The organism is Herpetosiphon llansteffanensis (genome assembly GCF_003205875.1).
GTDB lineage: Bacteria > Chloroflexota > Chloroflexia > Chloroflexales > Herpetosiphonaceae > Herpetosiphon > Herpetosiphon llansteffanensis.
In genome coordinates, this window is sequence record NZ_PUBZ01000141.1 from 1 (window position 1) to 22,485 (window position 22,485).

17 protein-coding genes are annotated in these 22,485 nt (G+C 50.1%); 10 read left to right on the plus strand and 7 right to left on the minus strand.

What is annotated here, in order from left to right; translation table 11 throughout:
* Positions 1-151 precede the first annotated feature (151 nt).
* A complete protein-coding gene (locus tag C5S61_RS22950) occupies positions 152-3,010 on the minus strand; it encodes a penicillin-binding protein (RefSeq protein ID WP_164689737.1) in 2,859 nt (952 codons plus the stop codon).
* A gap of 110 nt (positions 3,011-3,120) precedes the next feature.
* On the opposite strand from C5S61_RS22950, the gene C5S61_RS22955 reads away from it, so the two are divergent.
* Entirely contained in the window at positions 3,121-4,335 is a 1,215-nt protein-coding gene (locus C5S61_RS22955; RefSeq protein WP_164689738.1) for a S1C family serine protease, read from the plus strand.
* A gap of 165 nt (positions 4,336-4,500) precedes the next feature.
* Here the strand turns inward: C5S61_RS22955 and C5S61_RS22960 are convergent, their stop codons facing one another.
* Complete coding sequence (locus C5S61_RS22960) at positions 4,501-5,175, minus strand: hypothetical protein (RefSeq protein ID WP_110519284.1); 675 nt, start codon at positions 5,173-5,175, stop codon at positions 4,501-4,503.
* A 303-nt stretch (positions 5,176-5,478) separates the two neighbouring features.
* On the opposite strand from C5S61_RS22960, the gene C5S61_RS22965 reads away from it, so the two are divergent.
* The 4 genes from C5S61_RS22965 to C5S61_RS22980 all read left to right on the plus strand — a co-directional run bounded on the left by C5S61_RS22965 (position 5,479) and on the right by C5S61_RS22980 (position 11,698).
* Positions 5,479-7,662 (plus strand): ATP-binding protein, encoded by a 2,184-nt coding sequence (locus C5S61_RS22965; RefSeq protein ID WP_110519286.1) that lies wholly within the window; start codon positions 5,479-5,481, stop codon positions 7,660-7,662.
* Positions 7,663-7,750: 88 nt separating this feature from the next.
* Positions 7,751-9,850, plus strand: coding sequence for a RecQ family ATP-dependent DNA helicase (locus tag C5S61_RS22970; RefSeq protein WP_205701468.1), 2,100 nt, complete (start codon positions 7,751-7,753; stop codon positions 9,848-9,850).
* Entirely contained in the window at positions 9,847-11,067 is a 1,221-nt protein-coding gene (locus tag C5S61_RS22975) for a DNA-processing protein DprA (RefSeq protein ID WP_110519288.1), read from the plus strand. Before C5S61_RS22970 ends, C5S61_RS22975 begins: the two co-directional genes overlap by 4 nt.
* A gap of 37 nt (positions 11,068-11,104) precedes the next feature.
* Entirely contained in the window at positions 11,105-11,698 is a 594-nt protein-coding gene (locus C5S61_RS22980) for a hypothetical protein (RefSeq protein ID WP_124033494.1), read from the plus strand.
* 4 nt (positions 11,699-11,702) lie between these two features.
* Here C5S61_RS22980 and C5S61_RS22985 read toward each other — a convergent pair whose 3' ends face one another.
* The 4 genes from C5S61_RS22985 to C5S61_RS23000 form a co-directional block, all read right to left on the minus strand.
* Complete coding sequence (locus C5S61_RS22985) at positions 11,703-12,581, minus strand: PhzF family phenazine biosynthesis protein (protein WP_110519292.1); 879 nt, start codon at positions 12,579-12,581, stop codon at positions 11,703-11,705.
* Between the two features lie 126 nt (positions 12,582-12,707).
* On the minus strand, positions 12,708-14,792 hold the full coding sequence (locus C5S61_RS22990; RefSeq protein WP_110519294.1) for a response regulator: 2,085 nt from the start codon (positions 14,790-14,792) through the stop codon (positions 12,708-12,710).
* A gap of 83 nt (positions 14,793-14,875) precedes the next feature.
* Complete coding sequence (locus tag C5S61_RS22995; RefSeq protein ID WP_110519296.1) at positions 14,876-16,084, minus strand: glycosyltransferase; 1,209 nt, start codon at positions 16,082-16,084, stop codon at positions 14,876-14,878.
* Between the two features lie 6 nt (positions 16,085-16,090).
* On the minus strand, positions 16,091-16,357 hold the full coding sequence (locus C5S61_RS23000) for a DUF8738 domain-containing protein (RefSeq protein WP_110519298.1): 267 nt from the start codon (positions 16,355-16,357) through the stop codon (positions 16,091-16,093).
* Positions 16,358-16,523: 166 nt separating this feature from the next.
* Here C5S61_RS23000 and C5S61_RS23005 point away from each other — a divergent pair, with 166 nt between their 5' ends.
* A complete protein-coding gene (locus C5S61_RS23005; protein WP_110519300.1) occupies positions 16,524-17,288 on the plus strand; it encodes an inositol monophosphatase family protein in 765 nt (254 codons plus the stop codon).
* Between the two features lie 234 nt (positions 17,289-17,522).
* Here the strand turns inward: C5S61_RS23005 and C5S61_RS23010 are convergent, their stop codons facing one another.
* Entirely contained in the window at positions 17,523-18,095 is a 573-nt protein-coding gene (locus tag C5S61_RS23010; RefSeq protein WP_110519303.1) for a hypothetical protein, read from the minus strand.
* A gap of 398 nt (positions 18,096-18,493) precedes the next feature.
* Between C5S61_RS23010 and C5S61_RS23015 the strand changes: the two genes are divergently transcribed.
* The 4 genes from C5S61_RS23015 to C5S61_RS23030 all read left to right on the plus strand — a co-directional run bounded on the left by C5S61_RS23015 (position 18,494) and on the right by C5S61_RS23030 (position 22,453).
* Positions 18,494-19,066 carry a GNAT family N-acetyltransferase gene (locus C5S61_RS23015; protein WP_110519305.1) on the plus strand — a complete coding sequence of 191 codons (573 nt, stop codon included), beginning with the start codon at positions 18,494-18,496 and terminating at the stop codon, positions 19,064-19,066.
* Positions 19,067-19,148: 82 nt separating this feature from the next.
* On the plus strand, positions 19,149-20,153 hold the full coding sequence (locus C5S61_RS23020; protein WP_110519307.1) for a CAP domain-containing protein: 1,005 nt from the start codon (positions 19,149-19,151) through the stop codon (positions 20,151-20,153).
* 72 nt (positions 20,154-20,225) lie between these two features.
* Positions 20,226-21,257, plus strand: coding sequence for a CAP domain-containing protein (locus C5S61_RS23025; RefSeq protein ID WP_164689739.1), 1,032 nt, complete (start codon positions 20,226-20,228; stop codon positions 21,255-21,257).
* An 83-nt stretch (positions 21,258-21,340) separates the two neighbouring features.
* On the plus strand, positions 21,341-22,453 hold the full coding sequence (locus C5S61_RS23030; protein ID WP_110519311.1) for a glycosyltransferase family 4 protein: 1,113 nt from the start codon (positions 21,341-21,343) through the stop codon (positions 22,451-22,453).
* Positions 22,454-22,485 lie beyond the last annotated feature (32 nt).

The window sequence follows — 22,485 nt, forward strand, 5'->3', positions numbered from 1 at the left end:
CTTCCCAATCGGCTAAACTAGCATGGAACGGCATAGAATTCCTCGTAGACATGGGTGCTGACACGTCCAGTATACGCGAATTCTCTGCCGTTTGTCGTTTCCTCCCCGAACTACCTACCCTTGAAAGGAGGGGGGTGGGGGGTGAGGGAATCTATTTCACACTCAATACGCTGACACTGCTGGTTGCGCGATTGCCAGCCTGATCAATGGCGGTGGCGACAATTCGATAGGTTCCAGCCTGGGTTGGGCTGAAATCAAGGCTATACGGCGCTTGATCACGCATAAACACCTCGCCATTAACTGTCCACTCAACTTTGGCAAGCTGGCGATCATCTTGGGCATTAGCTTGAAATTGCACTGATTGGCCGCGCAAAGCCGAAGCTGGCACCGTGATGCTAATCGTCGGCGCAGTTCGATCAAGATAGATCGTGACGCGTTGCTCGTTCATGCCGTTGCTTTGCTCGACCAACAAACGCAAACTATACTGACCTTCCGGCAAGCCATCAGCATTCCAAATTGCCAACAAGCCGTTGGAAATACCGCCAAAGCCTTCGATGATGGTTGTCCAGCTGCTGGGATTCGCGCCAGTACCCCAAGCAACCGTGTAATCGCCAGCGGCGCTGCCGCGAATGCGAATTGGCGCTGCTAAGGCTGCACCGTCGCTTGGCTCAATCAAGGCAATTGGCACATTGGCGTTGCCTGCATTGGTTGGATTCACCAAAGCACAAGGCTTAGTTGGCGGAGTTCCCAAGCCGCCTGTTTCGCCCCAATTGCCTGCCTCATCGGGATAGATTGCAAACACGCGATCTTCGCCTGGCTGATCGGGCAAGGCCACACAATCGCCGCTTGGCCCAACCCGAATTGTGCGATAGACATTTTCGGTTTCGACTGGCTCAGTGCCATTAACAAAATATTCGCTGCGAATGTTGGGGCAGGCTTTCGATGGTTTGGTACCTGTTGGAATACAAACCTCATGCTCAGCGACATTCGCTGGCGGCGTAAATTGCTCGATTGGCAAGCCTTCGTGGAACTTGGTCATCAAGCGATTCCAAATCACGGCAGCGCCAAACGAGCCAGGCACTGCATCCATTGGGGTATTATCGCTGTTACCAACCCACGCGCCAATTACCACGCTCGGCGTATAGCCAACCGTCCAGCTATCGCGGTCGTCGTCGGTCGTGCCTGTTTTGACCGCCGCAGGCCGATCGTTGGGCAATTCCATGGCATTATCAGGCCCAAACATCCACTCGCGGGCTTGATTATCGCTCAGCATACTTGAAACGATAAACGCCAAACCATTGCCATCTGGCCCCAAGGCTGCTTGGCTTGGTGGTTCGCTCCAGGCTTCGAGCACTTCGCCCCGCGTATTGACCACCTTCAAAATCGTTGAGGCAGGTCGATAATTGCCCTCGTTGGCAAACACGCTGTAGGCGGTGGTCAATTCCATCAGGGTTACTTCACCGCCACCAAGCGCCAACGATAAACCATAGCGTGGGCGATCATCTAAGGTGCTGATGCCAACCCGCTGCATCAAGCGCAAAAACTCATCAATGCCAACATGTTCAAGCGTTTTGACCGCTGGCACGTTGAATGAATTGGCTAGGGCAACCCGAATCGAAACCGGCCCGTGGAAATTACGATCATAATTTTTGGGCGCATAAACCTCGCCACCAGCAAAGCGATATTCGGTGGGCACATCCCAAAGCACGCTGGCCGCCGTCCAATCGCGCATCATCGCCGCTGCATAGACAAACGGTTTGAGCGCCGAGCCTGGTTGACGTTCAGCCAAAGCCACATTCACTTGGCCATCAATCGCCGTATTGTTGTAATCGGCGGAGCCAACCATCGCCAACACTTGGTTGGTTTTGCGATCGAGCATTACTACTGCGCCGTTGGTTGCGTGTTGCGCAGTAATTTCGCTCACCCGTTGCTGCACCTCTTGCTGGGCAGTTGCCTGCCATTGCGGATCAAGCGTCGTAGTCACCCGCAACCCGCCACGGTAGAGTAATTCAGGGCCATAACGCGCTTCAAGCAATTGGCGCACATAAAACACAAAGTGCGGCGCAGTTAAATTTACTTGCGAAGACTTAACATACAGCACTTCAGCAAACGCTTGTTCAGCTTGCTGCTTGGTGATCATGTTGTTGCGCACCATCGCCGCCAAGACGATTTCTTGACGTTGTTTGGCAGCATCGGCGTTGACTAAGGGATCAAGTTGCGATGGCGATTGGGGCAAGCCAGCCAACATCGCTGCTTGGGCCAAGCTTAAATCGCTAACGCTAACCCCAAAATAGGCTTGGGCAGCGGCCTCAGCACCATACGCATTATTGCCATAGGGAATTTCGTTCAAATACAAGGCCAAAATTTGATCTTTGGAATAGCGTTGGCTAATTTGATAGGCCAAAATTGCCTCGCGAATTTTACGCTTGGGTGTTTGCTGGCCACGTTCTTCTGGCGAAAGCAACACATTGCGCACCAATTGCTGGGTAATCGTCGAAGCGCCACCTTGGCCAGTTTCCTGATCGGTCAAATTGGCCAGCGCAGCGCGGGCAATCGAAGGCAAATTGACCCCAGGATTGGTATAAAAATTACTATCTTCGACCGCAATCGTAGCCTGTTTAAGATACTCGGAGAACGCGCTGAACGGCACGACCGTGCGTTGGCCAGCGTTAGGATCGAAAATCTCATACAGTAAGGTTGTGCCATCGCGGGCGTAGAGTTTGGTGGTTTCAAAGGCGCGATGCGTGCCCAAATTATCAATCGAGGGCAAATTGCGGCTAAAATACCAATAGCCACCCAAGCCAGCTGCAAGGATGCAAAATACCCCAATCAGCAGCAGTTGCACCAAAAGAATCAGTGCTTTGAGCCACCATGGGCGAGCTTGACGACGGGCAGCCCGCGCCGAACGCCGTTCCTGCCGAGCAGTTAATTGTGGTTGATCGCTGTTTGATTGTGCCATAGTCGTTTGGGGATTGGTCGCTGGGGAATGGGGGCTGGTTAAAATCAGCATATTCCCGATCCCTGACCCCTGATCCCTGACCCCCACAAATAAATTTTGCGATAAAATTATAGCATGCAGCCTACACCATTTTCGGTGATTATGCAGAAAGGATGTTTTGCATGAAACAACGCAGCATGCGTGTTTTGATTCCAGCATTTCTTATTCCACTAGGGCTTTGTATATTGGGCAGTATCTTGCTTTGGATTTTTGCGCCAAATGAGCAAGCAACTCCTGAGCAAAGTACAAATCCCAACTCAACTCTGTCAGCTGAGCCAACGCCAGTTGCCGTCAGCCCGGTTAATACCAGCCCAAGCAATGATCTCAACGACGAGCAAGCACGAATCGATTTGTACAAGCGGGTTGGGCCTGCTGTCGTGAGCATCGATACTGAAGTTGCTGGCGAAAGCAGCCAAGAAGTGACCCAAGAGGCGCTTGGCTCGGGCTTTTTGGTAGATGATCAAGGCCATATCGCTACCAACAACCATGTCATCGAAGGCGCTACCCGCATTTTTGTCACCTTCTCTGATGGGCGACAAGTGCCAGCAACCTTGCGCGGCGCTGATCAAGATAACGATATTGCGGTGATTAAGGTTAATACCGAGGAAGTATCCAGCATTGCGCCCATGGTTTTTGGCAACTCGCGCGAGGTGCAAGTTGGCCAAGATACAATTGCGATTGGCAATCCTTTTGGCTTGCAAAATACCATGACCTTGGGGATTGTCAGCGCTGTTGAAGGGCGTTCATTGCCCGGGCGCACCATGGCTAATGGCGGTCAATTTCGCATCAGCCGCATCATTCAGACCGATGCAGCCATTAACCCGGGCAATAGCGGCGGCCCTTTACTCAATAGCAACGGCGAAGTGATTGGCATCAACACCGCGATTCGGGTCAGCGATCCGACGGCGGCACCATCCTTTGCTGGTGTTGGCTACGCCGTGCCTGCAAATACGGTCAAAATTATTGTGGAAGATCTGATTAAAACTGGCAAGCACGATTCGGCCTATTTGGGCGTAAGCATGCTCACGATCAGCTCGCAATTGGCTGAAGAATTGAAATTGCCAGTTAGCCAAGGCGCGCTCGTAACCAATGTTGTTGTCGATGGCCCAGCCGACCAGGCAGGTATTCGCTTGGGCACCAACAGCATCCAAGTTGAAGGCGCTGAATTGATTATTGACAGCGATATTGTGACCGCCTTCAATGGCGAACGCATTCGCTCAAGCGACGATCTGATTGCCCATATCAACGATTCGCGGGTTGGCGACAAAGTTAATTTAACGATTATTCGGGGTGAGCAAGAGCAAACAGTCGAAGTAACCTTGGGGGCACGCCCTTAAAATCCACAGGTTAGCCCAATTTTATCACCCCAAGGGGTGATCTTTCGAGAATCTGGATTGCGAGCCGTATCTTTTTTGCAGGCTGCACGGTTTCTCTTATGCCAGACCTCTCCACACAGCAAACACGGGCGGGTGCAATCGACTGATAGCACCCGCCCGATGTTTTTAGCTATTTTGCCACAACAAGCCTTGTTGGCGTTGCCTTGCTAAAAGTGCCAAATTCCGCATAAAGGCCAAGCCCAACGCTTCAAACGCCACATTCGGAAAATATTCTTCACGTAAATCTTGATTCCAAAATGTTCTGAGGGCTTGCTGCATACCTTCTAGCGTTGGCTGGATGGTTGGTAACTCAAGTTTTGATAAATGGTAGGCCAAACTTGCGGTTTCTGCTGGATCAAGCCAGCCATGAATCCCTTCTGCTGAGCCAGCCCAGCCAAAGCCAATAACCCAACCCCGTTGGCCCAAACGATTCAATAATTGATAGGCTGGATGTGCAGGCTCCATGCCTTGTTGCTCCAACCAAACCTGATAAAAGCGCACAGTAACGGTTCGCCCAACAAACATGCTTGGCCCCAAACAGAGCAGATCAACAACCTCATTGAATAAAAATGAAAGATCATCGGCTAAATGCCCATTTTGCAGGATATGCAGTGAACATTGATTGATCTCAATACAGTTGCTTGAACGACAAGCACGCTCTTTCCATTCTACAAACCATGCTTTAGTGCTTTGATGTTGACCATTCCAAGCCCAATCGTGGTCAAGATAGCTGCAATGTGCGCGAAAATCAGCGCCATGCAGAAATTTAGCGGCATATTGCTCACGGTAGGCAGGCAGCATGACGTTATCGCTGCCCTGAATAATCGCGCCAAGCCATGGCGCAGCAACACCCGTTTTGATAAACGTTTACATGGTAGGCACAACCAATGCGCGATAAACCTGATAATCAAAAAGATGTACTTCTGCATCAGACCCCATCTGATTCTCCCTTCTAGCTCAGCAACCATTGCCAACCACAAAAATCGCCATGGATTTTGGCGATTCTCGCGCTATAATTAAACACTCAACCGTCGCAGCCTTGATCAGCCCAACGACCAATTCCACCCTGCGCGAAAACCCCAAACTAGCATACTGGAGTTCATCATGCAGCATCTCCCCCAGTATTCGACCAGCTTAATTGGCCGCAGCCGTGTCGTTGCTGCCCTCGCTGACTTGTTTCAACAGCAAGCCCAGCGCTTGGTCAGCTTAATTGGGGCCAGTGGCACTGGTAAAACCCGGCTTGGGCTTGAAGCTGCCGAAACTATTCGCGATAGTTTTGTTGATGGCTGCTACTTTATCAATCTTGCGCCAGTTGATGATGCGGTGTTTGTGCTGCCAACAATTGCTCACGCCTTGGGCGTGCATGAAACTGCCAATCAATCGTTGCTTGCAAGTTTGATACATTTTTTGCATGGCAAGCGGGTGTTGTTGATTCTGGATAATTTCGAGCAGGTTAAACGCGCAGCCAACGATCTCAATCTCTTGATCGAAGGCACCGATCAGGCGCAATTTATGGTAACTAGCCAAGTGGCCTTGGGCTTGGCGAATGAATATGCGTTCAACGTGCCGCCGCTGGAAGTGCCCGACCAAGCAAATCTATCTGCAAGTGAATTATTGGAATATTCAGCGATTGGTTTATTTGTTGATCGCATGCAAGCGATTCAGCCGCGCTTTGTGTTGAGCGATACCCAAGCCAAAGCTGTGGTCGAAATTTGTCGGCTGCTGCATGGCTTGCCCTTGGCGATTGAATTGATTGCTGCTCATAGCTCAGCGCTCTCGCCAAGCGATTTATTGCTTTTGGTACGCAATTATTTGGCTCTAGGGCGCGGCGCAACGATTGCCAAACCAAGCAGACATCACGTGCTCTATCCAGTGCTCGATTGGTGCTTTAGCCGTTTATCAGCGCCCCAACAAACCTTGTTTACGCGCATGGGAGCCTTTAATGGCGGTTGTTCCAGCGATGCGGTGATGGCGCTTTACCAAACTGCTGGCGAATTCCCCACTGCGGTTGATGCGGGGCTTGCCAGTTTGCAGCAAAAACATTTGCTGTTGCAAGAAACAATGCCTGGCCAACAGCCACGCTACATTATGCTCGATGCAGTGCGGGAATATGCCCATCAGCGCTTGCGCAAACGCAAAGAGGCCCAGCAAATCGAGCTCTATCACGCAACCTACTACCGCGATTTGAGCGCGAGCGCCAAAGAAGAGTTAGGTGGCCCCAACAACGAATTCTGGACAAATCGGCTGCTCAGCGAGATTCACAACATTCGCGCGGCGCTGCAATGGGCTTTGAGCCACAACCAAGCCAATCTTGCCTTGCAACTAAGCAGCAATTTGCTGCGCTTTTGGATTCGCCAAGGCTACTTAACCGAAGGCCGCCGCTGGATTAGCACAGCCTTGGAGCAGCAAGCCAAAGCCGAGCCAGCAACTGTGCGCACCGCGCTAGGTTCAGTCGGGGCCATCGCTTGGGTCCAAAGTAGTTATCGTGAAGCCAATGCCTACCTCGAATCAGCCTTGGCAATTCAATCAAGCAATCAGCACGAAACCGCCCGCTTGCTCAACACCTTGGGCTTGGTGGCCTACGAACAAGGCCTCTATGAACAAGCTAGCGCCTATTTTGAGCAAACTTTAGCGCTCTATCGGGCGCTTGATGATCAGCCAATGATCGGCATAACGCTCAACAATCTGGGTTTGATCGAAATTGATCGTGGCAATTTAGCGGCAGCGCGCCAAATCTATGCTGAAGTTTTAGCCCTTTTTCGCCCAACCAATAATCCGTTTAATCTGATTCTGCCGCTGAGCAACCTTGGCCTGATCGAAATTCTCGAAGAACGCTATGCTGAGGCCGAGCCATTGCTCGAAGAAGGCTTGGCGCTTTGCCGCGCTCATCGCGATTACAACGGCTTAGGCTATTTTCTGACCAACTTAGCTGCCTGTTTGGGTGGCCAAGGCCGCTTTGAGCGCGCGCGCGAGTGTTTGGTTGAAGCCTTAGTTGTGCGTAAAACGGCTCAATCAAAAAGTGGCATTGTGGCAGGAGCCAAAACTGCCAGCGAAATGTTGCTTAAGGCTGGATTGGCGGAAGCGGCGGCGCTGGCATGGGGCTATGCCAGCGCCGTATTTGCAGAACTACAAGCAAAGCCGGTTTGGTACGACGAGCGCCAACAAACCATGATCGAAACCGCACTAACTACAACCCTTGGCAGCGAACAATTTGAAAGCCTCAAACACACTGGCGCACAACAAAGTATCGACGAGCTGATTAATGTGCTGCAAACTGCCACGTTCTAAACCAAAACCAATTAACTAGCCGCTGCAATCTCTTGTATACTAATATCGCTGCAACGAATTGTTATCACTTGAGATTGGAGCGCTGTTCATGCAAATTACTGCGGAGTTGAGTTACGATCAAGCCCTTGAGCAACTACGACGATCATTAAATAACCCTCGCGCCAACTTCCGCGATGGTCAATGGTCGGCAATTGATCGCCTGATTAATGAGCAGCAACAACTGCTCGTGGTGCAGCGCACAGGCTGGGGCAAAAGTTGGGTTTATTTTATTGCAGCTCAGCATATCCGCCTGCAACGGGGCAAAATGACCCTGATTATTTCGCCATTGTTAGCATTAATCAATAATCAAATTGCAGCCGCGCAACGCTTTGGCTTAACTGCCGTCAGTATTAATGCGAGCAATACCGACGATTGGGCCGTGATAAAGGCCCGTGTGCTACAAAATCAGGTTGATGTATTGCTGATTGCGCCAGAACGTTTTGCCAATGAAGCCTTTATGGAAGAGGTGCTGTTGCCAATCAGCCAGCAAATTGGCTTGTTGGTCATTGATGAGGCGCATTGTATTTCCGATTGGGGTCATGATTTTCGCCCCGACTATCGCCGCATTATTCAGACCCTGCAAGTAATGCCCAAAAACTTGCCGATTTTAGCCACGACTGCTACAGCCAACCAGCGGGTAATTGATGATATTCGCCAGCATTTGGGTACTTTTGCCGTTGAACGTGGCCCTTTGATGCGCGAAAGCCTACATTTGCAAACAGTTCGCTTGGCTGATGCTGCGAGTCGTTTGGCGTGGCTGGCCCACTATATACCTCAATTACCAGGCACAGGCATTATCTATACCTTAACCCATGCCGATACAGAACAAGTGGCTACTTGGCTTAACCAACAGGCGATTAGCGCTTGTGCCTATCACGCTGGCTTGAATGCGGAAACGCGCACTGAAATTGAACAGCGCTTATCGCAAAATCAAATCAAAGTTTTGGTCGCGACTAGTGCGCTCGGCATGGGCTACGATAAACCAGATTTAGGATTTGTGATTCATTATCAAGCGCCAAGCTCGATTATTGCCTACTATCAGCAAGTTGGGCGGACGGGCCGCGCAATCGAACAAGCCTATGGTATTTTGCTCGCTGGCGAAGAAGATGCAGCAATTCACGACTATTTTCGGCGTGAGGCTTTTCCGAGCCAAACGATCATTGAGGCAGTTTTGCACGAAATCAATCGGCATGATGGCGTAAAACTGAATGCTATTCTTGAGAAAATTAATGCGCGTCGAGCCAAACTGGAGCATGCGCTCAAATTTTTGTCGGTCGAAGCCAAACCACCAGTTATCTACAATCAAAAAAAATGGTATGCAACCATCAATGCCAGCAACTATCAGCTTGATCATGCCAAAATCGCGGGCTTGAATCAGCGGCGCAGCCAAGAATGGCAAGCAATTCAAGCCTATGTTGATACGCCAAACTGCCTGATGCGCTATTTAGCTGAAGCCCTTGATGACCTGCATAGTAGCGATTGTGGGCGTTGTGCCAACTGTCGCGGCAGCGTATTCGACAATCAGCCAACAGCCACTTTAATCAACCAAGCAGCACGCTTTCTCAGGCACTCGGAACAAGTATTAGAACCAAGAAAAATTGCTGCCCCCAATATTCCACGGGCATACCGGCAACTGGCGAGCCTCGCTGAACCTGTGCGAGCAGAACCAGGTCGGGTTTTGGCTCGCTGGGGCCATGCTGGGTGGGGCGCAATGGTCAGCCACGATAAAAAGCGCGGTCATTTTCGCGATGATTTAGTTGCTGCCCTCGTCGAAATGATTCAACAGCGTTGGCAACCACAGCCTTGTCCAACATGGGTTGCCTCGATTCCTTCGACCAGAAATCCCCATTTAGTTGAGGATTTTGCCCGACGGGTAGCCCAAAAACTAGGCATACCATGGCTTGCAGCGGTTGTCAAAATCCGCAATAATGAGCCACAGAAATCACAGCACAATGCGTTTCATCAACAAATGAATGTGCTTAAGGCCTTTAAGATTGCCGAGTGGCAGGCTGAGCCAGTCTTATTAATTGATGATATTGTTGATTCACGCTGGACATTAACCATCGTTGCCAAATTATTAAAAGAAGCTGGGGCGACCGCAGTCTATCCCTGTGCCTTGGCCTCGACAGCAAGTGATGACGACGAATGAACATTAACGCCCAAACGCATGCGATTCTGCTGCTAACCACCCATTTAGGCAAGCAAACCGAGGTGAAGCCGTTAACCACCAGCGAGTGGGGTCGCTTTGCAGCATGGTTACGCAGCCAACAATTTCAGCCAGAACAGCTGCTAAGCCATCAATTACCACAGCTTTTGAGCGAATGGAGCGATCCAACGATCAGCCTTGAGCGAATTCAACGGCTGCTTGATCGCGCGGCAGTCCTTGGTTTTGCCTTGGAGAAATGGCAACGGGCAGGAATTTGGGTCATCATTCGCTCTGATCAGCGCTATCCGCAGCAGTTAAAACAACGGCTCAAGCAGCTTGCGCCACCAGTGCTCTTTGGTTGTGGCAATGGCGAGCTATTAAATGCTGGAGGCATTGCCGTCGTTGGTGCGCGGCATAGCACCACAGCCGAGCTTGCATGGACTGCCGAGCTTGGCACAACCCTCGCCAACCACGGCGCAATTGTCGTTTCTGGCGGCGCACGCGGAGTTGATCAAACGGTGATGCAGGCAGCATTGGCAGCAAATGGCCAAGCAGTTGGTATTTTAGCCGATAGTTTGTTCAAAACAGCCTTAGCTGCAAGCAATCGCCAAGCACTACAACAGCAGCAATTGGTTTTGGTCTCGCCGTTTAATCCAGAAGCTGGCTTTGATGTGGGCAACGCAATGGGGCGCAACAAATATATCTATTGTTTGGCCGATGCAGCAATTGTGGTCAATAGCACGCTCAATAAAGGTGGAACTTGGCATGGCGCAATCGAAAATCTTAAAGCTGAATGGGTTCCACTTTGGGTCAAGCCAAATTCAGCGGCAAGTAGTGGAAATAGTGCGTTGCTCAACCAAGGAGCACAAACCTTAGCCGAGCCAATCACCGATTTGCATCAATTAATCAATCAACCAGCACGCATTGAAGCAACTCCGCTGAGTTTATTTGATCTAGTTCCTGCTGAATCCAACCCAGAGGCTGTAGGAGCCAAACCAACAAGCATCGAGCAGCCAATAACAATTAATTTCTATCAGCTCTTTCTTGATTATCTTAAGCAAACAGCTAAAAATCCGTTATCGATTGAACAAATAATGGAAAACCTACAATTAACGAAGCCTCAAGTGAGCGAATGGCTTAAACGCGCAATTGAGGCTGGCTACGTTGTAAAAATCAACAAACCAGTGCGTTACCATTGGTGTGATAATACCAAAATATAGTCTTTTTGTGATATTTAAATATAGCTTAGGTATTAAAATGAAAGATATAACAGATAAATATATTCGAAAACGAATTGAAGGCTTTGCTACTAAGAATATTTACACATCAGTTAGTCGCATGATAATGCGCAAATACATACTTAATAATGTATTAATAAGCGTAGGTTTATTTATTTTTATACTGATAGTTAGTATACCAATGGAATATCCAATAACAGTCAAAATTCTAGCATCAAGTATTATTTTATTCGGATTATTGGCATTATTTAACTTTTCTGAAACTCTATCTTTTACTGATAAAAAAGCTCAAATTCTCTTTTTAATCATCAAACAACTTCAACAAGCACGCATTCAACCATATCAACTAGCAACGCTTAAGGATATTACCGCGTTAGAAGCATCAATCGTAGGAACTAAAACTGCCTCGCCATTAATTATCATTACTACCATCGTAACACTTGGGCCAGTTGTAGCCTCAACGGTACATCCATTAATCAGCATAAGCGTTACCATAGTTTTGCTACTGATTTTATTTAATCAGATTTTGCAAGGCTATGCTGATGCATTAATTCGTCAAGCTATTGCTCTCTATGAAGAACAACAGGCATTACTTAAAGATTTGCTTGGGTAATTTTTTAGAGCTCAACCTCCAGCGTTTGCATAACTTTGGCGCGGCCACCAGCTAGCAAACTCTGAATTGCCCCATCGGCCAATTTAAGTTGAACTTCGATCACGCTTGGCGAGGCTGGTTGCATCAGCCAACCTTGCTCGATTAAAAAGCTAGTTTGCTGCAAACCCAATTTATCGTACAAATAACAGGCCAGCGGGCCAGCAGCCATGCCCGTGCCAGCTTCCTCGCGAATGCCATAGCGCGGCGCGAACATACGCGTGCCAGCAGAACGGCCTTGCTGTTTGGTCGCTGGCGTAAACACATAATAGCCAATCAAATCGAGTTGCTCGCTAATTTGCTGGATTTGCGCAAAATTTGGTTGCAATTCGGCCAGGGTTTGCTCGCTCGCCAGCCCAATAATTAAAAAGCTATTGCCGGTGTTGACCAAGGTTGGCAAACTCCCGCTCAACAACGCATCGCTGCCGAGATTGAGCGATTCCAAGGCTTGTTGGGCGATCGGGTCGCTTAGCTCAAATTGTTGATAGCGCGGCGCAAGTTGCTGCATAAAGGCCTGATCATCAGCCACAATAATCTCGCGCAGCCCATCGATGGTTTCTTTGGAAAGCTGGCCCGCAGGCACGTGATTGAGCTGACGCAAAAGGCTAAATGTGGCGATTGTGGCGTGGCCGCAATGGGCAATTTGGCGGGTTGGGGTAAAAAATTCAAGCTTAATTGTGGCAACATCCGATGCGCTGACAAAGGCCGTTTCCGATAAGCCAACCTGCTGCGCAACAGCCAATTTCTGTTCGGTCGTCAAACCATCGGCTTGCAACACTACCCCTGCTGGATTTCCGCCGCTAGCGCCATCAATAAAAGCATTGACAATCTGAACTTTAAGCTGCATGTGGATTCCTCAATCAACACAAGGATTTTAAAATGAGTATACATCAAATGCATGCAGACACGCCGATCAAGCCTGCGGTGCTGATCAGCGTGCGGCAAATTTCAAGCTGAAGTTGGGTAGTTTTGGCTAATGGCGGCTTTTGGTTGCCGAAACACTATTGATGGTGCGTTGCAAATCGCTGAGTGTAAATGGTTTTTGCAAAAAGCCAGCCAAACCGTCATTCAGCAACGGATCAAGCATCAAATCGACGCTATAGCCACTCATCAACACAATCGGCACATCGTTGCGAATCGCCCGCAAACCACGGGCTGTATCGATGCCATTAAAGTGGGGCATCGTCAGATCGAGCAAAACCAACTGATATTCGTTGGCTTGCTCGCGAAAGGCCTTAATTGCACTCTGGCCATCACCAAATCCGCGCACAGTTAGGCCTAAACGTTGCAGCATGCGCTCAGTAACCATCCGTACTGCTGGTTCATCATCGATCAGCATCACCAGATTGTGCACTGATTGAACAACATCGTTCGTTGCTGCTGGGGTTGGCTGTAAAATCGAATGTGGTGGTAATAACACCGTGACCTCCGTTCCCATTTGGGGTTGGCTCCACACGGCAATCGAGCCATGATGAGCGCGTACCATGCCTAAGACTGCGGCTAAGCCAAGCCCGCGTCCGGCAAATTTTGTGCTGAAATAGGGATCAAACATCAGCCCTTGGGTGTGGGCATCCATGCCAACACCGTTATCACGAATACTCAGGGTGATATAGCTGCCTGCGGTAAGTTTGGGCAAGCCAGTAGCGGTATGCGGAGCTTGAGCATAGGTTTGGAGCTTGCTGGTAATTTGAATTGCGCCAAACCGATGGTCGATCGATTCAAGACTGTTTTTGAAGATACTCAGAATGATTTGGTTCAGTTGATTAACATCACCCTTGAGTAGCCCCAATTGATCATCAAGCTCATAGGTTATGTTGGTCGTTGGATGCGCCTGCTCACTAAACGTCGGGGTTAGCTCACGCACTTGCGCATTCAAATCGACAGGACTACTGACAAAAAGGCTGCTTCCGGTGTAGGCGACAATCTGCTGGGTTAGCTCTGTAGCACGAATTGCGAGGGCTTCGATCTCTTGCAGTTGCTGATAAATTGGGTGGGTTGGAATGAGATCGAGCAATCCTAGGCTAACATTGCCCCGAATGCCCATCAAAATATTATTGAAATCGTGGGCAATTCCGCCGGCGAGCAGGCCAAGACTTTTGCGTTTTTCGCGTTCGTTGGCAAGTTGTTGGGCAGCTTCACGTTGTTGGATGGCCGTATGATCGCGAATTACTATCTGTACCGCTGAGTTACCAGCAAAAGTTATGGGAATAATTGTCAACCTTAGGGGGATTTCCGAGCTTCTGGTTGGATCGTAGCGCAATTCATGGCTCAGCGGCTGCTTGGTTGCCAGCGCTTGATCAAACAGTTTTTGAATGGTATTTGAGTTTTGTTCGAGCATACGCGCGAGATCGCTACCAAGAATTTGATAGCAACTTTCAAAGCCAAGCAAGGCAATGCCAATCGCGTTGCTATAGACAATGCGGCCTGCTTGTTGCACCACAATGCCATCGGGCATGGCATCGAGCATGGCCCGATAATGTTGATCAATCAGGCTGTTGGGCCGCCACAGGGCCGCTTGGCCCAGCGCATTGCTTACCTGGCGACACACATTGATCAATAGTGCAGCATCTGCTTGATTAAAGGTATCGACGATGCTCTCGATCATCAAAACGCCCAATAATTGCTGCCCAGCGAGCAGTGGCACGCAGATCGACGATTGGATATGCGGATGGCTGCGAATAAAATCGGGATCTTGATCAACATAGGCCACCAAATAGGCTTGTTTGGTGCGAGCACAACGCCCAACAATCCCCTGTTGAAAGCTCAATTGTTCAGGATTATGCCCAAAACCATGTTGGCATTGCAATTTGAGCATATCGGTGTGAGCTGCATAAATGCAAATGAAGCTATTAGCGAAGCGCTCAGCAAGCGCCGTTACAAGCTGGCGATAGAGCATATCCAACGGCAAGTTTTGGCCTAAAATTGATGCAATCTGTTCAAGCAACCCATCACGATCAACGACGGGCTGAACAGCGTCGGCGGCATATTCATATTCATGGCGATCAGGATTAGGATGTGGGGCTACAGTCGGCTGTTCGCTGGCGTGGTGCGAGTCCATACGTCCTCCCCAGATCAGGATGGAACACAACGACAGAGTATAGGGGCTTGTTTCCTAACAGTCTATAGTTCTTTTAGTGAGTCTTACCCATGACTTATTTCGCCCCACGCCTGTTGTAAGCGCCCAGTAATCGCCTGCCAATCGTAGTTGGCGGCCACAAAGCTACGCGCAGCAGTGGCGAGGCTTTGAGCCAATTGGCGATCGTGGAGCAATTTGAGGGTTGCTTGGGCAAATGCGTGAGGCGTATCGGCCAGCAAACAATGCTGATTTGGCACGAGGCCAGTTACGCCATCAGCGCCCATGGTGGTGGAAACGAGGGGAGTTTCGGTGGCCAGGGCTTCGAGCAATTTGAGCCGCACGCCGCCGCCCATGCGCATTGGCAGCACAAACACTGCCGCTTGGTTGAAATAGGGCTGCACACTTGGCACATTTGGCATAATGTCGATCACGCCAGGCTGAGCTAATTGCAGCACCGCCGCAGTTGGTGCTCGCCCAACAATTAACAACTTGCTCGCAGGCCGTTCAGCGCGAATTAATGGCAACACCTCTTGTACAAACCAGCGCAACGCATCGACGTTTGGCCGAAAATCTAAGCTGCCCGTAAAAAGCAGCGTATTGGGATCGAACTCGCGGGGCTGGCTTGGGCTAAATTGCTGGCTATCAACGCCATTCGGCACAACATGGAGTTGCTTGGTAACGCCAATTTTTTGCAGCATCGCGCGATCTTCTGGCGAAACCACATAGGTTTGATCAAGCTGGTTGCAAACAAGCCGTTCGTAGCGGGCCAATTTGCGCCATTGAATCGCCGAATAGAGCGCTGCATGCCAGCGTTTAGGCTGTTGACGGTCGGTTTGGGCAGCGCGTTGTTGCAGCAGATATTCAGCATTCCATTGATCGAGGGTTGCGGGCACGCCCCAGCGTTGCGCTTGCAAGGCATATTGCGCCATCTCGATGCTTTCAGCTTGCACCAAATCGAAGCGATTGGTATTGAGCAAACTGGCCAAGGCCGCGCGAAACATCGCCGAAGGAGCGCGCAAGGCCATATCGGGCAATGGTGAGGTGAGAGTTGTCCAAGCGCGTTGCGCAAGGCTGCGTTGCGGCGCAGGAATTAGGGTTAAGTGGCAATATTGATTGAGTGGTTGGGCGGCAGCGCTGGCCTGATGGCTTGGCGAGAGGCTTAAACACCATAATTCATGCTGGCTGCTTAGCTCGCGCAGCAACTGAAACATACGTTGAGTGCCGCCACTATTGGCGGGGTAGGCAGGATATGGCGTGAGAAATAGAATCCGCATGGGGCGCTACTCAGGAGTATTGCATAAAAAGAATTGACGATCAAGACCTGAATGGTAGGCAAATTGCTCTCCATTAACCTCCAACACCACGCGAAAACCGCCAGTCAGCACCGCTTTGCCCATACCGCCATTATCGGCACAACCAAGATTGCTCGCAGGCCACGTGACGGCTTCATCAACCAGCACCTTAATTTGCTCGCTAGAAGCGGCAAATTGGGTCTGATGCAAGCTGATCACAGTTTGGGCGTTGATAGATTCAGGCTCACTGGTCATGACTGGCTCCTGAATAGTAACAAATGGTGGGTTAGTTGATAAACGTTGATCAACATTGCCACAGCCGATCAACAGCCATGGGCTTGCAAGCAGAGCGATGGTACAATTGAGTCGCTGTCGCCAACGACGAGAGCATGGATTTTTCATAGCCCAAAGGATACCACAAATGCGAAGTCATGCGATTGCCATTGCCAAAGCAGCAGGCCAAATTCTGCGCGATGGATTACGCAATGAGCGTCAGATTCAACATAAAAGTGCCACAATTGATCTGGTGACTAATATCGATTTGGCCAGCGAAAAATTGATTGTCAGCACAATTCACGAGCAATTCCCCGAGCATCGGATTGTGGCCGAAGAATCAGGCGACGATGGTCGCAGCGCCGAATATTGCTGGGTGATTGATCCGCTTGATGGCACAACCAATTATGCTCATGGATTTCCCTTCTTCGCGGTTTCAATCGCCTTGTTGCACAACAATCAGCCAACAATTGGCGTTGTTTACGACCCATGGCGCGATGAATGTTTTGTCGGCGAGCGCGGCGTTGGCGCATGGCTCAACGATCAGCCATTGCATGTCACCAGCACCAACACAATCGATGCAGCCTTGCTCAGTACCGGCTTTCCCTACACAATCCGTAGCAATCCTGATAACAACATTGCTGAATTTAGCCGCATCGTGCTCAAAGCCCAAGCAATTCGGCGCGGCGGGGCAGCAGCTTTAGATATTTGCTACGTGGCGGCTGGACGCAGCGAAGGCCACTGGGAGCTTGGCCTCAAGCCGTGGGATACAGCAGCAGCAGCGGTTATTTTGAGCGAAGCTGGCGGCAAACTGAGCACATGGACTGGCGCAGAATGGAATCCATGGATTGATCGCTTGGTAGCGACCAACGGCGCGGTGCATGCCGAGTTGATTGAACTGTTACAAGCCTAATTCAATAGTTTCGCTATATTGGTTCATTGGATTGGCAACGAGGAGCATGCCCTCACTCCCAGCCCCTCTCCCACTGCACGCGGGCGAGGGGAGCACCAGTGTTTCCCCCGACGCATTGCGCAGAACGAGCGGGTTAAAGCCCCTCGCCCGCGCACGGGAGAGGGGACATGGTACCAGTAAATCTAACCTACAAAGCTCTTGCACCATGCAAGAGCTTTTTTATTCCAAATACGCCTAATCGCCGGAATAGCCAATAAAACACAATTCATGCGGCTGATCATTTTCGTAGGCAGTAATGATAAAGCCTTGATCACTGTCGTAGTGGTCGGAAATAGCCGACTCTTGAGCAATAATTTGGGCTTTGGTCGGGCGGGTTGTGCCAAAAATTTCGCGTTGCAAGTCGTCAGGCATCGGGGCGATCACCGCAACCTGTTCTGAAAAGGCTTGACTCCATGCCTCTGGGTCAGCTTGATTGCTTGACCAGCGTGGTAATGGGCTAATTTTCTCAACAACGCGCTCAATATCGAGGATTGAATGCGTGCCATCAGGCTCATTCCACTTGCGCCATTGCTCGATTGTGGTTGGGTAGGTTTGGCTTTGCAACGCCTCAAGCTCTTGGCGATAATCTTCAATATTGTCGGGACTAAGCTCCTCAGGCGATGCATAATCCTCTAAATCCATACCTTCCCACCATGCACGGCCCTTACTGAAATCGCCACTCTTCAATACCTCCGCTTGCAATTGCTCAAACGCTGCTTGTACATCGGCTTGATACGGGACAAAATAGCTCCAACCTGATGCGCCCATAGTTACTCCTCTATCTAATTGGCTTATAGCTGTCTATCATAACAAAATCAGAACATTTGTTCAATTATTTTTATTTCCTGATGCTTTAACAGAAGGATTTTGCATATCGCTCAAATGGACATACAATCCACAAAATGTCCTTTAGGGGGTGCAGGGGGATGAAAACCTCCTGCGTTCCCCGCCTTGAGGCGGGGCGGAGGGGTGGTGATCATTATAAATCCTATCAATTCACCCAAAAATGAATAAATCTTAGAACTTTCAATATTTTGGATTACTCCATATTTACGCTCGCTGATTGCTGAATCAGCTATTGAGCTACCACGCTATTTATTGTTCACATTAAATTGTGCGATTATCTAGGGCTTACTATTGATCAGCCAATATTATGAGGAGTTTGCATGCAGATTGAAGGGCAACGCTGTATTTTGCGCGATTGGCAGCCGAATGATTTGGCGCTTTGGGGCGATTGGCTGCGGCCTGAACACGAGTGGCAACGCTGGGATGGCCCATATTATCCAGGCCCGACCGTAGCCGAGATTCCCGCGCTGGTAGCTAAAAAACAGGCTGCGATTGAGGCCGCCGAATGGCCAACTCCCCGCATGAATTTAGTTATTGCAGACCCTGCAACAAACCAGTTATTGGGCACAGTCACCAGCTACTGGGAAAGCATCGAAACCAATTGGCTCTGCTTGGGAATTGCAATTTACGATCCGGCTTGGTGGCAACGTGGAATTGGCCGCGAAGCCTTTAAATTATGGATCGATTATCAATTTACCCAACGCCCAGAGCTGGTGCGGCTTGATTTGCGCACATGGTCGGGCAACCAGCGCATGGCCAAATTAGCAACCGCGCTTGGTTTTCGCCAAGAAGCGTGTTTTCGCAAAGCGCGCATCGTCGATGGCCAGTATTACGATGGCTTAGGCTTTGGCATTTTGCGCGAGGAATGGCACGATTTTATTAAACATTCGTAAAACTAGTTCTAAAGAGCTATAGCCAATTCGACCTAGCTCTGTGATAGTACCCTGCATCATTGTTTATTCTTCAGGAGTGTGTATGCAGGGTATTTGGTATTGGTTAGGCTCAAAACGGCGCTGGTTGATTATTAGTGCCTTGATGTTTGGCTTGGTTGGATCGGTTGCTGGGCAAACTCCAGCTGCGGTAGCTGGCGGTAGCATGAACTATCTGCCAGCCGTCATGGCTAACCCGCTGCTTGATATTCACAATCGCCAATCGGTGGTTAATTTTTATACCAATTATTATAAAGTTGGCATGCCTACAGGCTGGACAGGCAATGCCAGCACCTGTACGCCCGGCACGACCAACCAAGCCTTCCGCGAGAATGTTCTAGCCCGCGTTAATTATTATCGGCTTTTAGCAGGCATGGGTACTGTTAGCTTTGATCCGGTGTTGAATGCCAAAGCACAGCAAGCAGCCTTAATGATGAGCCGCAATCGCACCCTCAACCATAATCCGCCAAGCACATGGCTGTGCTATACCGCCGAAGGCAAAGAAGCAGCTGGCAAATCCAATTTGGCTGGCGGCATTACGGCCAACGGAACCACCGCGATTGAGCTGTATATGGATGATACGGGAACCCCAAGCGTCGGCCATCGGCGTTGGCTGCTATACCCGCCGACGCTCAGAATGGGCACTGGCGATGTTGATGGCCAAAACGGCACAATTGATGCTAACAGTTTGTGGGTTGTTGGCAACACCGGCCCACGCCCAGCCACCCGCACCGAGTATATTGCTTGGCCACCAGCAGGCTTTGTGCCATTTAGAAATGCCTTCAAACTCTGGTCGTTTAGCCTGCCCAACGCCAATTTTGCCAATGCAACTGTGACCATGCAAAAAGCCAATCAACCGCAAGCCACCACGATTGTTTCACGCAGCAGTGGCAGCGGCGATAATACAATCGTTTGGGAGGTAACGGGCTATGTCACTTGGCCAGTTCCAACTACCGACATTACCTACACGGTTAATCTGAGCAATGTGGTGCATAACGGCCAAACGCGCTCATTCAGCTACCAAGTCACCATTATTGACCCAAATCGTTAGGGCAGATGGGCTATAGCCAAAATGCCAAATCTTTGTCAAAATTAATTAACGAATCAATCAATGGAGGCAGGTATGCAAGTGGCACAATACAAGCAGCGCAAGCGCTGGCTGGGTTTGGTTATTGCAAGTTTGGTGGTGTTGGGCATGGTTGCCCCGCTTGCAGCCCAAGAACCCCAAGCAATTACTGGTGGCAGCACCACCTATTTTCCAGTCGTCACATCGAACCCTGAGCTTGATATTCACAATCGCCAATCGGTGGTCAATTTCTATACCAATTTCTACTTGCCCAGCAATAATGTTGCCGATGGCTGGACTGGCAATCAAGCCACCTGTAATGCTGGCACAACCAGCCAAGCCTATCGCGATGCAATTCTGCTGCGGGTCAATTATTTTCGCAAAATGGCTGGTCTAGCCGCCGTCACGCTTAACGAGAGCTACAACAGCCAAGCTCAACAAGCGGCCTTGATGATGAGTCGCAACAATAGCCTCAGCCACAATCCGCCAACCTCGTGGGCTTGTTACACCACCACTGGCAAGAATGCCGCTGGTAAATCGAATTTATATCTAGGCCAACTTGGGCCAGGCGCAATTACCGGCTATATGCTCGATCCTGGGGCTGGCAATAGCTCAGCTGGTCACCGCCGCTGGATTATCTATCCCCAAACCAAATCGATTGGCACTGGCGATGTGCCAAGCCGCAGCGGCTACGCTGGCTCGAACGCTTTGTATGTGATTACGAGCGATTATGGCACGGCGCGACCTGCAACCCGCACCGAGTATGTGCCTTGGCCACCAGAAGGTTTTGTGCCCTATCAAGTGGTGTTTGGGCGTTGGTCGTTCGCCTTGCATAATGGCAATTTTGCCAATGCAACCATTACCATGCGCCAAGGCAGCACCACTATTCCAGTCACCAAAGAAACCGTTGCTACTGGCTTTGGCGAAAACACCATAGTTTGGATTCCGCAGGGTTCCAACCATAGCTCAAACTGGCCACCAGCAGCAGCCGATAGGACTTATACGATCACGATTGGCAATGTGCTAGTTAATAACTCGCAAACCCGGAGCTTCACCTATAATGTGACCGTGATTGATCCAAATCAATAGTTACTTTTTCAAATTAAAATCGCCAATTCAGACCGACAGTAGCCATGAGTTGCTGTCGGTCGTGATCTGTGTTGGAGGTGTGTGTGGCTGCTAAAATTGCCTTTATTCGCAAGGGCCGCTGGCCGTTGGCCAATGTGCGAACTGCCGAAACCTTACGTGCTCAATTCCCCGAATATGAACTGCGCGAGATCGATTTAATTCCTATCATTCGCCGCAAGCCTGCGTTGGTTGCGCTGAATGGCTGGTGGACGTTGCGTCAATATGCTGGTGATTTGGCCTTGCGGCGGCGCGGCCCCAAAGATGCCTTTTTAATCACCAGCTATATTTTCAAAGCTGTCAAGCATTTAGTTGCCGATTTGCTGCGCGATGATGAGTATGTATTCAGTTTTCAGATGCAATCATTATTTGATGCCAGCGTGCCGAACATTCCCCATTTTGTTTATACCGACCACACATTATTAGCAAATCGCCAATATCCGGGCTTTAATCCAGCCTCGCTCTATCACCCAGATTGGATGAAATTAGAGCCAATAATTTATCAAAATGCCAAAATAGTCTTTACACGCTCGAATCATGTTTCGCGCTCGTTGATCGACGATTATCATTGCGAGCCAGAAAAAGTGCGCTGTGTTTATGCTGGCAGCAATGCGCCAGTCATCAGCGAAGCGCCAGACCCAGCGCGCTATGCCAGCCAAAATATTGTTTATGTTGGGATAGATTGGGAGCGCAAAGGCGGCCCTGAATTGCTGCAAGCCTTCGCCCAAGTGCGGGCGGTTTATCCCAATGCAACCCTGACAATCATCGGCGCAACGCCACAAACCAATCAGCCAGGAGTTGAGGTCATTGGGCGGATTCCGGTTGAGCAACTGCCACAATATTACCAACGAGCCGCCGTCTTTTGCATGCCCACCAAGCTTGAGCCATTTGGCATCGTGACGATCGAGGCCATGAATTATTGGCTGCCGGTGGTTTCGACCAACCTTGGAGCCATGCCCGACTTTATCGAGCAAGATGGCAACGGCTATTTGGTCGAGCCAGGCACAGTCGATCAGCTAGCGACCGCCTTAATCAAGCTGGTTGGCGATCCTGAGCGCTGTCGGCGTTTTGGCGCACGCAGTGTCGAAATTGCGTCACGTTATCGCTGGGAAGCAGTCGGCAAGGCCATGCGCGAGACGATTATCCAGAACATCGAGTAAGAACATAGAGCATAGGGGTTGGGGATCAGGGG

Bases quoted from the DNA above. Each gene is read 5' to 3' on its own strand.
- C5S61_RS22950 (WP_164689737.1), bottom strand. From the start codon at position 3,010: ATGCTGATTTTAACCAGCCCCCATTCCCCAGCGACCAATCCCCAAACG.
- C5S61_RS22955 (WP_164689738.1), top strand. From the start codon at position 3,121: ATGAAACAACGCAGCATGCGTGTTTTGATTCCAGCATTTCTTATTCCA.
- C5S61_RS22960 (WP_110519284.1), bottom strand. From the start codon at position 5,175: ATGCTGCCTGCCTACCGTGAGCAATATGCCGCTAAATTTCTGCATGGC.
- C5S61_RS22965 (WP_110519286.1), top strand. From the start codon at position 5,479: ATGCAGCATCTCCCCCAGTATTCGACCAGCTTAATTGGCCGCAGCCGT.
- C5S61_RS22970 (WP_205701468.1), top strand. From the start codon at position 7,751: ATGCAAATTACTGCGGAGTTGAGTTACGATCAAGCCCTTGAGCAACTA.
- C5S61_RS22975 (WP_110519288.1), top strand. From the start codon at position 9,847: ATGAACATTAACGCCCAAACGCATGCGATTCTGCTGCTAACCACCCAT.
- C5S61_RS22980 (WP_124033494.1), top strand. From the start codon at position 11,105: ATGAAAGATATAACAGATAAATATATTCGAAAACGAATTGAAGGCTTT.
- C5S61_RS22985 (WP_110519292.1), bottom strand. From the start codon at position 12,581: ATGCAGCTTAAAGTTCAGATTGTCAATGCTTTTATTGATGGCGCTAGC.
- C5S61_RS22990 (WP_110519294.1), bottom strand. From the start codon at position 14,792: ATGGACTCGCACCACGCCAGCGAACAGCCGACTGTAGCCCCACATCCT.
- C5S61_RS22995 (WP_110519296.1), bottom strand. From the start codon at position 16,084: ATGCGGATTCTATTTCTCACGCCATATCCTGCCTACCCCGCCAATAGT.
- C5S61_RS23000 (WP_110519298.1), bottom strand. From the start codon at position 16,357: ATGACCAGTGAGCCTGAATCTATCAACGCCCAAACTGTGATCAGCTTG.
- C5S61_RS23005 (WP_110519300.1), top strand. From the start codon at position 16,524: ATGCGAAGTCATGCGATTGCCATTGCCAAAGCAGCAGGCCAAATTCTG.
- C5S61_RS23010 (WP_110519303.1), bottom strand. From the start codon at position 18,095: ATGGGCGCATCAGGTTGGAGCTATTTTGTCCCGTATCAAGCCGATGTA.
- C5S61_RS23015 (WP_110519305.1), top strand. From the start codon at position 18,494: ATGCAGATTGAAGGGCAACGCTGTATTTTGCGCGATTGGCAGCCGAAT.
- C5S61_RS23020 (WP_110519307.1), top strand. From the start codon at position 19,149: ATGCAGGGTATTTGGTATTGGTTAGGCTCAAAACGGCGCTGGTTGATT.
- C5S61_RS23025 (WP_164689739.1), top strand. From the start codon at position 20,226: ATGCAAGTGGCACAATACAAGCAGCGCAAGCGCTGGCTGGGTTTGGTT.